This window comes from Gracilinema caldarium (assembly GCF_029265695.1).
Lineage (GTDB): Bacteria > Spirochaetota > Spirochaetia > Treponematales > Breznakiellaceae > Gracilinema > Gracilinema caldarium_A.
This window is the reverse complement of sequence record NZ_JAJUHW010000003.1, coordinates 41809-54800: the sequence shown is the minus strand read 5'-3', so window position 1 is coordinate 54800 and position 12992 is coordinate 41809. Positions and strand designations below refer to the sequence as shown.

Annotated in this window: 11 protein-coding genes; 7 read left to right on the top strand and 4 right to left on the bottom strand. The window is 48.4% G+C overall.

The window, feature by feature from the left end; all coding sequences use genetic code 11:
• The first annotated feature begins 10 nt into the window (after positions 1–10).
• From Q7P68_RS01845 to Q7P68_RS01835, 3 genes are read left to right on the top strand one after another with little or no spacing between them, the layout of a single operon-like run.
• Positions 11–1984, top strand: coding sequence for a 4-alpha-glucanotransferase (locus tag Q7P68_RS01845; protein WP_304222094.1), 1974 nt, complete (start codon positions 11–13; stop codon positions 1982–1984).
• A 37-nt stretch (positions 1985–2021) separates the two neighbouring features.
• A complete protein-coding gene (locus Q7P68_RS01840) occupies positions 2022–5795 on the top strand; it encodes an alpha-amylase family protein (RefSeq protein ID WP_304222093.1) in 3774 nt (1257 codons plus the stop codon).
• A gap of 2 nt (positions 5796–5797) precedes the next feature.
• The gene (locus tag Q7P68_RS01835) at positions 5798–6967 is read left to right on the top strand and encodes an HD domain-containing protein (protein WP_304222091.1); all 1170 of its coding nucleotides are present in this window, start codon (positions 5798–5800) and stop codon (positions 6965–6967) included.
• A gap of 12 nt (positions 6968–6979) precedes the next feature.
• Here the strand turns inward: Q7P68_RS01835 and thrC are convergent, their stop codons facing one another.
• A complete protein-coding gene (gene thrC, locus Q7P68_RS01830) occupies positions 6980–8284 on the bottom strand; it encodes a threonine synthase (protein ID WP_304222089.1) in 1305 nt (434 codons plus the stop codon).
• Between the two features lie 156 nt (positions 8285–8440).
• Here thrC and Q7P68_RS01825 point away from each other — a divergent pair, with 156 nt between their 5' ends.
• Genes Q7P68_RS01825 through Q7P68_RS01810 form a run of 4 tightly spaced genes read left to right on the top strand, consistent with a single transcriptional unit; the run spans position 8441 to position 11241 of the window.
• Positions 8441–9235, top strand: a complete 795-nt coding sequence (locus tag Q7P68_RS01825; protein ID WP_304222087.1) for a basic amino acid ABC transporter substrate-binding protein — start codon at positions 8441–8443, stop codon at positions 9233–9235.
• Entirely contained in the window at positions 9223–10083 is an 861-nt protein-coding gene (locus Q7P68_RS01820) for an amino acid ABC transporter permease (RefSeq protein WP_304222085.1), read from the top strand. Before Q7P68_RS01825 ends, Q7P68_RS01820 begins: the two co-directional genes overlap by 13 nt.
• A complete protein-coding gene (locus Q7P68_RS01815) occupies positions 10067–10798 on the top strand; it encodes an amino acid ABC transporter ATP-binding protein (RefSeq protein ID WP_304222083.1) in 732 nt (243 codons plus the stop codon). Before Q7P68_RS01820 ends, Q7P68_RS01815 begins: the two co-directional genes overlap by 17 nt.
• Positions 10795–11241: an arsenate reductase ArsC gene (locus Q7P68_RS01810; RefSeq protein WP_304222081.1), complete on the top strand. Its 447-nt coding sequence runs from the start codon at positions 10795–10797 to the stop codon at positions 11239–11241. Before Q7P68_RS01815 ends, Q7P68_RS01810 begins: the two co-directional genes overlap by 4 nt.
• Here the strand turns inward: Q7P68_RS01810 and Q7P68_RS01805 are convergent.
• The 3 genes from Q7P68_RS01805 to Q7P68_RS01795 form a co-directional block, all read right to left on the bottom strand.
• Positions 11238–11570 (bottom strand): ArsR/SmtB family transcription factor, encoded by a 333-nt coding sequence (locus tag Q7P68_RS01805; RefSeq protein WP_304222080.1) that lies wholly within the window; start codon positions 11568–11570, stop codon positions 11238–11240. The two genes, Q7P68_RS01810 and Q7P68_RS01805, sit on opposite strands and share 4 nt — an antisense overlap.
• A 40-nt stretch (positions 11571–11610) precedes the next feature.
• On the bottom strand, positions 11611–11781 hold the full coding sequence (locus tag Q7P68_RS01800) for a hypothetical protein (protein WP_304222078.1): 171 nt from the start codon (positions 11779–11781) through the stop codon (positions 11611–11613).
• Between the two features lie 84 nt (positions 11782–11865).
• A complete protein-coding gene (locus Q7P68_RS01795) occupies positions 11866–12978 on the bottom strand; it encodes a sugar kinase (protein ID WP_304222076.1) in 1113 nt (370 codons plus the stop codon).
• Positions 12979–12992: the final 14 nt, after the last annotated feature.

Here is a 12992-nt window from a genome sequence, read left to right as displayed (position 1 = left end):
GGGAGGGGGTATGCGTATTTTAGACCCAAAAAAAAGGCTCACAGGGATTGCCGTTCCGCTCGGTGCTCTTAGAAGCAATAAGAGTATTGGGGTTGGAGAATTCCCTGATTTGGTAGAATTGGCTCAGTTCTGTAAGGCTATTGGAGTAGAGCTGATTCAACTGTTACCGGTCAACGATTCTGGGTTCCAGAGTTCGCCGTACAGCGCACTCACCGCTTTTGCACTCCATCCCATCTATCTCCGTATCGGAGACTTACCGGAAAGCCACGGATTTGAAAAGCAATTACAAGAAATAAAGGACCGATTCGAAGGGCTCGATCGTTTTGCATACGGCCCCTTGCAGGATGCAAAATTAGCCTTGCTTCGAGATATCTTTAATAAAAAGAAACATGACATCCTTGCTGCAGCAAAAGCAGGCCAACCCCTCCATTCATGGATTTTAGAAAATCCCTGGATAAAAGATTATGCAGTGTACCGCAGGCTCAAGGATCTTAACCACGGAGCCCATTGGAAAGAATGGAAGCAATTCAGAGACATAGACGCAAAAACCCTCGATAGCTTCTGGAACAATCCCGAATATCACGAAGAGCATCTTTTCTGGGTATGGGTACAGGAAGCTCTGGACCGGCAATTCCGCCAGGCAGCAAAAATAATCAATGACATGGGCCTCATACTCAAAGGGGATATCCCCATATTGATGAACGAAGATTCGGCAGATGTCTGGGCCCATAGTGAATTTTTTAACCGGGATCTGTCCGCAGGGGCGCCTCCTGAACCGCTTAATCCTCTGGGACAAAACTGGCAGTTCCCTACTTATAACTGGGGAACCTTAGCAAAGGCTGGCTATTCCTGGTGGATCGACCGGCTCAGACTAGCTGACCGCTACTACAGTGCATACCGAATAGACCATGTGCTGGGATTCTTTCGTATCTGGTCGAGCTCCCGCCGTGATATTTCAGCCACCCTTGGCCGTTTTGTTCCTTCGGTACCTATAACAACAGAGGAACTTATGAATCTGGGATTCGACAGCGCCCGAATTCGCTGGCTTTCTGAACCCCATATTCCCAGCTCAGAAATGTATGAAGCTATGAAGGGAGACCCTGCGACCGAGGCGGCAGTACGGAAGGCAGCTGTTAAAGCATTGAACCAGATTGGTAACGAAGAACTCTGGCTTTTTAAAAACGAAATTACGGGGGAAATTGATATTGAACAGCTCGATATACATCCCCTCCTTAAAGAATACTTTCAGAAGGTTTGGAGAAACAGGGTTTTAGTACCCCAGGGAGACGGGACCTATTGCCCAACCTGGACATATTGGGACACCAGGGCATTTCCTACCTTATCCGAGACGGAACGACGGAATCTGGACAGTCTCATACAACAGAAACGCAGAGAATCGGAACAATTATGGGAAGATCAGGGACGTACCATTTTGTCGGTCCTTACATCTTCTACCAGTATGATTCCCTGCGCAGAAGATTTAGGAGCGATTCCCCCCTGCGTCCCTAAAGTTCTACAGGAATTGGGAATTTTAGGCCTTAAAATTGTCCGGTGGACCCGGCGCTGGGGAGAATGGGGAGAGCCCTATATTCCTTTTAATGAATATCCAGAACTTTCTGTTTGTACTCCCGCAGTTCATGATACATCCACGGTCCGGCAATGGTGGGAAAACGAAGTCGACCGGGAACAGTTTAAGCAGTTTCTTAACGAACCATCGTTGCAAGACAGGTATAATCCAGATACGGCCCGCATTCTCTTGGGTCACATTATAAAATCGACATCCCGATTCTGCATATTCCAAATCCAGGATTTGTTGCATCTATCCCCGCGGTGGTATTCACCGAATCCTAAGGATGAACGCATCAATGTGCCTGGAAGTGTCAACGATTTTAACTGGACATACCGGCTGCCTGGCACAATAGAACAGCTGCAAGCAGATAAGGAGCTCATTAAGAGCTGTAAGGATCTTACATCTAAACGCTGAGCCATACTTATAAATTCTTTTATAAAAGGACAGAACTATGAAAGAACTGGAAATACAGCTTTATTATCTGCGAATGCAGAATAGTGGTCTTGATTACCCTGCTAGTACCGGGATACCCGGAAGTAATTTCCGAGCAGACACTTTCTATGCCACCAGAGAATTTCATGTGGCTAAGGATGTTCGGGATACCTACGGACTAGACAAAGCTCTTTTTGCAATCCGCGGCAATGTAATATTCGCCGACTTTAAAACGGTACGGGAATTTGCCCAGAAAATAAACAGTACGATCAATCCGGAAATACACCCCGAGCGGTACATAAAAGCAGGCAAACTCAATGCCATGGGCCTAATCGACGAAATTCTCCACTATGTAACAGCCCTGTATCGGGAAAAGGCCTGTCCTACGGTTTTACAGACCACCATGCAAGCCTTGGAAAAAGAGCTTGGCACAAAAAAGTTGGATAAACTCATCCATACCTTTGTGGAGCTTTTCCCTCCCCAATCGGTATATGAAGGAAAACAGTCTATAGAAGACTACCTTGCGGACAGCGAAGAAGGGATACCGAACCGGCTTTTAGTCCTGGAAGAGCTGATACTCCTCAGGCTTGCCAATGAAAACCCCGCCTTTGAACCCTTTGCTTTTATGTTCTCCGATAAAACCTTAAGCGCCGCTACTGAATACAATCGGGCAGTGGAAGTGATAAAGGCCCACTTGGCCACCCTTCCCCACTTTGGTCCCGATGACCAGAATCTCTGGGACCTATTGCGGAGCCCTGCCGTGGCTGAACCCTATTCACTGACGGGCCAGCTCGAATACATCAGGAAAAAGTGGGGTCTCCTGATTGGAAAATATCTTATCCGGCTCCTAACCAGTCTCGATGTTATAAAGGAAGAGGAAAAACCCAGCTTCTTTGGTCTGGGCCCCGGGCCAACAAGGGCGTATATTTACAATGAATTAGAACATGAATACGAACGGTTTTCGGAAGACCGGGAATGGATGCCCCGTACGGTTCTTATGGCCAAAAGCACCCTGGTCTGGCTGTACCAGCTCTCAAAAAAATACAACAGGCCCATACACCGGCTGGATCAGATACCCGACGAAGAGCTGGACGAGTTAGCCCGGAGGGGTTTTACCGGTCTGTGGCTCATAGGACTCTGGGAACGAAGCCAGGCAAGCCGCGAAATAAAGCGGCGCTGCGGCAATCCAGAAGCAGCGGCCAGCGCATATAGCCTGTATGATTATGACATTGCCTCTGAACTGGGCGGCTGGGAAGCATTAGAAAACCTGAGGAACCGTTGTGCATGGCGGGGAATACGGCTCGGATCAGATATGGTACCGAACCACACCGGTATAGACTCCCGCTGGGTCATGGAACATCCTGATCGCTTCCTCCAGCTCCGCCATTCTCCCTTCCCCAGCTATACCTTTAACGGAGAAAATCTATCAAATCGGGAAGGTATTGGTATTTATCTCGAAGACCATTATTACAGCCGTTCGGACGCGGCGGTGGTATTTAAACGGGTAGATTTCCGTACCGGAGACACCCGGTACATCTATCATGGTAACGATGGAACGTCGATGCCCTGGAATGATACAGCCCAGATAGACTTCCTGAATCCCGAAGCACGAGAAGCGGTCATTCAAACCATTATCGGGGTCTGTAAACAGTTCCCCATCGTCCGGTTCGACGCAGCCATGACGCTGGCAAAAAAACACATACAGCGGCTGTGGTATCCCGAACCGGGGTCAGGAGGAGACATTGCAAGCAGGGCAGAATACGGGCTCACGAAAGAAGAATTTGATAAACGTCTTCCCAATGAATTCTGGCGGGAAGTGGTCGACCGCTGCGCCGTAGAAGCACCGGATACACTCCTGTTGGCTGAAGCATTCTGGATGATGGAAGGTTACTTTGTCCGCACATTAGGAATGCACCGGGTATACAATTCGGCTTTCATGAACATGCTCAAAATGGAGGAAAATGCCAAATACCGGGCAACTATAAAGAACACCCTGGAATTTGATCCCCAGATTCTCCAGCGTTTTGTTAACTTTATGAACAACCCCGATGAAGAAACGGCGGCAATACAATTCGGCAGAGGAGATAAGTATTTCGGCGTTTGTACCCTCATGGCGACCATGCCCGGACTCCCCATGTTCGGCCACGGACAAATCGAAGGCTTTGAAGAAAAATATGGCATGGAGTACCGGAGGGCCTACCGGGAAGAAGCCCCAGACCAGGACTTGATAGCCCGGCATGAGCGGGAGATTTTCCCACTCCTTAAAAAGCGACGTCTTTTCGCAGGCAGCGAAAACTTTGCTCTTTACGACCTCTATACCCCCGACGGTTCAGTGAACGAGAATGTCTTTGCCTATTCAAACCGGCTGGGAGAAGAGAGGGCACTGGTTTTTTATAACAACAGCTTCCACAGGGCTTCAGGCTGGATTCGCAATGCGGTTCCCAGCAGTCAGAAAGATCCTGGAGGAGTTAAGGTTAACCTGCAAAGGAACCTTGCCCAGGCCCTTGGACTCAGCAATAAGCCCAATTCATTTACCTTGCTGCGGGAGCAGCGCTCAGACCGTTGGTTTATTAGATCCAGCAAAGACATTTCTGAACAAGGCCTTTTCGTGTCACTGGACGGCTATCAATCCCAGGTTTTCTTAGATATACATGAAATCGAAGATAACAATCTTGGTCATTGGAGACGGCTCAACGAAGAACTGGCGGGCCGCGGCGTTCCAGACCTTCATGCAGCGTTCCAGGATCTTTTCCTGCGGGACCTCTATAGCGCTTTTAAAGAACTGGTAAAACCCTCATACTTTAACGGCTTTTATGCCTTCTTTAACCCTGACCAAAAAACTCCAAAGGCTGCTCCATTTATAGAAACCCTCCGGGAACCAGCATTACGGTACATCAGAATAGCCCGTGAATACCTCGATGGCGCCTCAGGCAGGTATGAATCCTTTGAACGGAACCAGCAATACAGTGCCCTGGAAGCCGAAGAAGTATGGAATGAATTTGCCCAGTCCATGCAGCGGTTCATCAAACTTGGTGAATATTTTGAAAAACCGCCCGCAGCCCTTCATAGTGCTGGGAAAACATACCTTGATTCGATCTATAAAACATTAAGCCAGGAACCACGAATTTCGGCTTATCTTGCAGGTTATTTGGTATTAGCACTGAGCCGGGGCATCATCGGACAAGAGGCTTCAGGAGATGACGGCCGACGCCTTGTAGATCATTGGTGCCTGGACAGAAAACTTCGTGAAAGCTATCAGGAAGCAGGATTCCCCGCCGATGAAAGTTACCGTGTGGTAGAATTGCTCAAGCTTATCTTAAGCAGAACAATGAGCAAAGACCCAAGCTTGTTCCAGGGACCATCGGTAAGTCTGTCCCTCGCACACAATTTGTTCAACACAGATGATTCTAAGGCATTTTTGGGAGTTAACCTCTTTAATGACATTTTGTGGTTTACCAAAGAACGGTTTGAACAGGTCCTGCTCTACGGAGGAGTAATTGCGGCTATCGAGTCTGATGACGCAGCCATTCCCCCACGGAATAAGGGAACTACAAAGACAGATACAGCGACTGTTGTATCTGTACCTCATCCTTCTAAACTAAACACAAGTCAATGGACCAAACGGCTTGAACTGGTGGCCCAGATTTACCAAGAATTAGCTGGAGCGCTTGATAGCTCAGGGTATCAAGTAGAGGCCCTGCTGCAGGCCCTTCAATCAAAAGCTAAGACAGCCAGTATAAAGCCGAAGAGTCCTAAGGCTCAGGCGGCAAAACCAAAGGCAGATCAGAAATAGCTATGAAAAGCCCCTTCCGGGAACTGCTGGAAGCGGGATGGACTGCAGAATTAATTGGTTTCAGTGCCCTGGATCGGTATTTTAATATACCGCCAGGGCCTGTTACTTTTGTTAAAACAACCGCAGATCTTCCAGAGCTCAGCAGATTGTTTGAAAACCTCCGTTTCCCCGGCGCCATCATCGCGGATGCGGCGGCGGACTTAGGAGAGCATCGATATTATTTTTATTGCGCAGAAAACCATAACAGCCCTGTATTTGAGCATTCCCTTCTTAACGTAGCCTTTGATCAAGGCAGGCAGGTTTTTATCGATAATGCCGGTTTGTATCCGGTTCTGAAAGAAATGGCAAAGGCGTTTTTTAATCCAGAACAAAGGACGGTTAACAATATTCCTTGGCTGGATATAAACGCCAACTCTCCAAAACAGCGGGACATCGGTCCATACCTGGTACTCGAAACTGCGGTTATGCTTTCTCGATACAGCGCTTTGGAAAGTCCTTACTATTTTCACGACCCCGTAACAGACCTGTTAAAAAAGGTGGTCCTTCAGGCAGAACCGCAAAAGTTACCAGCTGAAATGGAGCGAACCTATCTTGAGCTGCTTTTAACATCCAATCGGCCGGACCTGGGCTTTTCATTGCTCATGGGAACAGGCCTTATGGCATTATTATGGCCCGAGCTAGCCATGATGGATCGTACGGATCATTCCAAGGAGTTTCATCCCGAAGGTAACGTGTGGCGCCATACATTGGAAACCTTTCGGCACCGAAAAAAAGCAGACCTTCTTCTTTCTTTAGGACTGCTCCTCCATGATTCAGGTAAAAGCCTTGCAGAATCTTCCGGCGGCCGCCGTTTCGATAGACACGCAGAACTGGGAGCGGATCTGGCAAAAAAGTTTCTTGAGCGCCTTGGTTACAGCGAATCTACCATTGGAAAAGTTCAGTATTTGGTCCGCAACCACATGATGCCCGCAGCGCTGCCCCGATTGCCGCTGCAAAGGACCCAGGAAACTTTGGAATCACCTCTATTTCCGACTCTCCTCGAACTGTACCGCTGCGATGAGGCATCATCATTTAAAGGACTCGATAATTACTACGAGAGTGCCGCTGCGTACCAAAATTACCTGCGAAATGTCAAAAACCCATATCGCAGAGCGGATGGTAAAAAATTATGAAATAGGCTCACCCTACAGTGCTCCAGCGATAGCCGACTCAAGTGCGTCCAAGCGGGCAGGAATCACCGCCACCGGACTAGTCTCTTTCTGCAAATTGTGAAGTGTCTCGGAAGTTACCGGTTCCTTTCCAGTTACTTTTTTAACCAGATCCGAATACTTTGCAGGATGCCCGGTTGAAAGCACCACCACATGACCATCTTCGATATCACCTGAAAGTAGCCGTTCCGCCGCAGCGAAACCTACCGCACCGTGGGGATCAAGGTGAATGCCATAGCGTTTCCAGGCCCGTTCCATGGCAGCCAGAGTAGCCTCATCATTAACCTTTTCAGAATACACCATATGCTTCATGACCGCCGGAGCTTCGTTATAAAAAGCAGCAAGCCGTTCATAGTTGGAGGGGTTCCCGACATCCATGGAACGGGACAAGGTCCGAATCGGTGTATGGGGTACAAAAGACTGGCCCCGGAAAAAATCACCAAAGGTATCATTGGCATTCATGGCAGCGATAAAGCCATTTGTAGGAAGCCCGAATTTCCAGGCGTAAAGCCCTGCGATCAGGTTGCCAAAGTTACCGGAAGGTACGCTAAAGAGCAGGTCCCCATGCAGTTCTTTCTTAATTTTAATAAATGCATACAGGAAATAGAACGCCTGAGGCAGAAGCCGACCCACATTGATGGTATTCGCACTTGTGAGTCCATAACGATCCGCAAAAGGCCGGTCCTCGAAAGCATCGCGGATAAGCCGCTGGCAATCATCAAAGGTCCCTTCTATTTGAATCGGAAGGATATTGCCGCCGTTATTTACAAAGGTTGCAGGATCAAGCCCCCGTACATGACCTTGAGGATACAGAATCACCGCGGTAATACCAGCACGCCCTTGGAACGCATGGGCTACGCTGGCTCCCGTATGGCCGGTGGTGGCAGTTAGTGTCATTGCGTAACCGGAAGGTTTCAAAAGCTCTTCCATGACGGCGGCTAAAAAAGCAATACCAAAATCCTTAAATACTCCGGTCGGTCCGTTATGGAGTTCCAGAACCGACAAATTGGAATCGAGCAGTTTCAGCTCTGGTTCAAAACTAAAGGCGCTTTCAGCAACCCGGGCAGCAGAAATCGGGTTTAACTCACCCTGCAGGAGAACAGGAGCTACCGTAGCCACCAATTCTGGATAGGAGGTTTCGCTGTCCATATAGAGGAAAAAGGGCCGTAAATCTACCATGGAAGCAGGCACATACAGGCCGCTATCTGGGGGGAGACAGTGCATTACCGCTTCCCTGAAACTGACCTTTATTTCCTTTGAACGGGTAGAAGAAAAATCCATTCCAGCTCCTTCTTATATTGTAAGTGTATCGAGTACGGGCCCATCCTGCAAGCCAATCATTTCAATCTGTTTATGAATGTATAAAAATGCAGTTAAATTGACAATATATACAGTTCCTACTATTATAAAGACTATCTTTGCTCAAGGAGGCTCTCCGTGTCTAAAAGAATATTGTTTCCTACGGGTATTTTGTTCCTATCGGTGTTTTGCCTGACTGGATTTGTACTATCTTGTCAAAAAAAAGAATCTGCTGCGCCCCAGACAACAAAACCTGCTGAAAGGGTTAAACTGGTTATTGCATCCGATGCGACATGGCCGCCCATGGAATTTGTTGATGAAAATAAAAACATTGTTGGCTTTGCCCCAGAAATGATGAAGGCCATAGCCGAAGCTGCGGGATTCGACGTGGAAATCCGGAATACTGCCTGGGACGGCATTTTTGCAGGTCTTGCAGCAGGGAACTATGATGCAATCTGCTCATCGGTCACCATAACCGAAGAACGAAAGCAAACTATGGACTTTTCCGAACCCTATGTCAATGCAGGACAGGTCCTGGTTGTGCAAAAAACGCTTAATGGGGTGAGCACCCTTAAAGACATGGTAGGCAAAAAAGTTGGAGCCCAGATAGGGACTACCGGCGCCATCGAAATTCAAAAGGTGAGCGGCATACAGCTTGCAACCTATGACGAAGTAGGCCTGGCTTTCGAAGACCTGGCAAACGGCAGAATCGCCGGTGTAGTGGCGGACAATCCGATTGCTGCGGACTTTGCCTTACAAAACCCCAAATTCAAGGATAAGCTTAAGATCGTCGGCGAACCCTTTACTGACGAATGGCTTGGTATTGCGGTCCGCAAGGGGGATACTAAAACTCTTTCACTCATTAACGATGGGCTCGCAAAAATTAAAGCTAACGGCAAGCTGGAAGAAATAGCAAAAAAATGGCTCCATTAATAATTCCACCATCTAACACGAGGGAATCCAAAAAAGCCGAACCGAAGCAGGAAGAGGATCTTATTCCTCTTCCGACCCACATCAACGTAACCGACGGTACCCTGATACCCCAGAAAGGGGAGCGGGGTGCCCTTTCGGCGTGGAACATATCGTTTTTCGGTGCCCTGGCGATACTCGCGGTTCTGGTCATCTTCTTTCCGGACCCTTATGTAAAGATACTATCCTTTGTCCCTGACGGACTCATGGTTACCTTTGGTGTAACTATAGCAGCGATCTTTTTTGCCCTTTTTATCGGCCTCATAGCCGGTCTCGGCCGCATTTCCCAGGTCACAATTATCAATAGAATAGCCACCGTTTATGTGGAAGTAATTCGGGGCATTCCCCTATTGGTACAGCTTTTTTACATCTATTATGCCTTGGGAAACTGGGTAAAACTGAGCGGTCCCGCTGCGGCTATTTTGGCCATGTCTATCTGTTACGGCGCTTATATGGCTGAGATTTTTAGGGCAGGGATTCAGTCAATTCCCAAGGGACAGATGGAAGCCGCATTAGCCCTGGGTCTCAGCAGAGCTCAGGCGATGCAAAAAGTCATCCTTCCCCAGACTATTAAGGTGATACTGCCGCCTATCGGCAACGAGTTTATCGCCCTGCTCAAAGATTCATCGCTGGTTTCGATATTGGCGGTTGCGGACCTGCTGCGTCGCGGACGGGAATTTGCGTCCACTTCCTTCAGGTACTTTGAAAGCTATACGGTCATTGCCCTTATCTATCTGGTTATGACATTATTCTTCTCGCGCTTGGTCGCAATCATGGAAGAAAGGTTGAGGCATCGTGGAACCCTTCATTAGTATTCGTGGAGCCCGTAAAACATACGGCAAAGTAGAAGCCCTGCGGGGTGTAGATCTGGATGTTAGCAAAGGCGAAGTAGTACTTATTATTGGCCCCTCTGGTTCGGGAAAAAGTACGTTGCTTCGCAGTGTAAATCGGCTTGAACGGCTGGACAGCGGCACCATCTATATCGATGGGGATTGCGTAACCGATGAGAAAGCTGATATACGCCAAATTAGAGAAGAGGTTGGCATGGTTTTCCAGAGCTTTAATCTCTTTCCCCACCTATCGGTACTGCAAAATATTACCCTGGCTCCGACCACAGTAAAAAAAATAAGTGCCATAGAAGCAGAGGAAACAGCCCTGCGGCTTCTTAAAAAAGTAGGGCTCTCTGACAAGGCCCATGCCTATCCAGATCAGCTATCCGGAGGACAGCAGCAGCGGGTCGCTATTGCGCGGGCTTTGGCTATGAATCCCAAGGTCATGCTTTTCGATGAGCCAACCAGCGCACTGGATCCGGAAATGATAAAAGAGGTTCTTGATGTCATGACGGCCCTTGCAAAAGAGGGCATGACCATGCTTGTAGTTTCCCACGAAATGGGCTTTGCCCGGGCTGCTGCAAATAGGGTAATCTTTATGGATCAGGGACAAATAATAGAATCCGCTCCCCCGGATGAGTTTTTTACTAATCCAAAGGAAGACCGGACTAAACGATTTTTGGAGCATATTTTATGAATACAGAAAAAAAGAAAATACTGTTTCTCTGTACCGGCAATTCCTGCCGATCCCAAATGGCTGAAGGATGGGCCAGGCACTTAAAAGGTGATCTATTTGAAGTTTTTTCAGCCGGTGTAGAAGCCCATGGTCTTAACCCAATTGCGGTTCGTGTCATGGCTGAGGCTGGGGTCGACATTTCTAACCATCGATCTAAATTGGTCACAGAACTATTGGATAAGGGCATTGATTATGTAGTTACTGTATGTGATCATGCCGCAGAGGTTTGCCCCCGCTTCCCTGGGAAGGCAAAAGTTATACACCATTCATTTCAAGATCCGCCCGCTCTGGCAAAAAACGCAAAAAGTGAAGAAGAAGTGCTGAATATCTATCGCCGTGTTAGAGATGAAATACGGGACTTTGTAAAGACCTTACCAGAAGCTTTTGAGGAGCCGCATCTCTAAATCATTAAGCGCTTTTTTCGGATCTCGAGGACTGAAGACTCAGCGCAGGAAGCTAGTTCTAGCACACAGGGGGCAGCTAGGTGATATTCTACCAGGGTGCCCCTTTTTTTAACTTCTAGAATACCGGCATTTTTAAGCTGTGTCAGGTATTTTGAAACAATTGATTTATCAACCCCTAACTCTGATGCCATTTCACAGACACACCGGGGTCGTTCTTTGATTTTTTCAAGCATATAAATGCGCAACGGATGGGCTAGTGCTTTGAACATTTGAGCCCTTAATTCGCAGCGCTTCTGTTCCTCTTCGGTCATAGCATCCTCACCTTTCATCTCATTGTTGCAATATTATGCAACAATGTCAAGATGGAAGCTAAACCGATTTGTCAACCACGGTTCCCTGATAAACCGGTAATGGTGCAGGTGGAGGTTCTGGGGGTACTTCCGGTTCCGGAGCAGGCTCTGCGGGGGTAAAATCTTCTTGGGGAGGCGGAACAGTGAGTCCAACAGGCCCAGGAACCACACCTGAATTTTCTAGGGCCATACAATCCTCCTTGAGGGGATACAGGGAGAAAACACCTGATCCCTCATTTATAATATACGTTATTCAGGAGGAATTTGCAAAAAATTACCGTTGTATACGGGCCGAGCCTCCTTTAGCAAAGGCTTCTACCTGTTCAAGGCTCACCATGGTCGTGTCACCCGGTGTTGTGGTAAGGAGCGCCCCATGGGCCCAGCCAATCCGCAGCGCTTCTTCTGGGCTCTTCCCGGCCATAAGACCATAAAAGAGGCCTGCGGCAAAACCGTCGCCACCACCTACCCGATCATACACATCCAATTCACAGGTAGGGGATATATAGCTTTTTCCGTCCAGCCAGAGAACAGCCCCCCAGGAATGGCGGTTGGTAGAATGTACTTCCCGGAGCGTTGTGGCAACAGCCTTAATGTTTGGGAAATCACGGACCACGCTTTCCATCATGCCAAAAAAAGTTGATGGATCAAGCTTATTTTTGCTCTCTACTTCTGGCCCCGGCAGGCCCAAGCCCTTTTGGAGGTCTTCTTCGTTACCTACAAGGACATCTACATGGCGGACAATTTCCCTCAGAGTTTGAGAAGCCTGTTCAGCAGCCTGGGCAGAAGAAAGCCCCCGGGAAGCTGCAGCGACAGCCCAGAGCTTTGCCCGGTAGTTAAGATCAAAGGAAACTACCGCGCCGGCTTTCTTGGCTGCTTCCATTGCTTCTACAACCAGGGCCGGCGTGGTTTCTGAAAGGGCGGAAAAGATCCCTCCAGAATGGAACCAGCGGATGCCCTTTGCAAATAATTCGGACCAGTTAAAACTTCCTGGTTTTAGATACCCCGCTGCTTCATTGGATCGATTGTAAAATACGACCGGAGCCCGCACTCCCTGGCCGCGGTCGCTCCAGACGGTAGCTATATTGGGACCCCTCACACCGTCATGGGGAAAACGCACATAATAGGGTGTTACGCCAGCCTTTCTGACCGCATTTTCCACCCGCTGACCGATAGGATAGTCGACCATGGCGGATGCAATAGCGGTCCGCATTCTGAAACATTGGGAGAGGTTCGCCGCCACATTATACTCGCCCCCTGACACATAGAGGTCGTAGTGGTTTGCTTCCGAAAAGGGAATGATCCCTGGATCAAGCCGTGTAACAAGGGCTCCCAGGGCCAATAAATCATGGGTCGTTCCTTCCGCGGATTTTATCTGCAATTGAGCCATTTTTATTCCTCCTC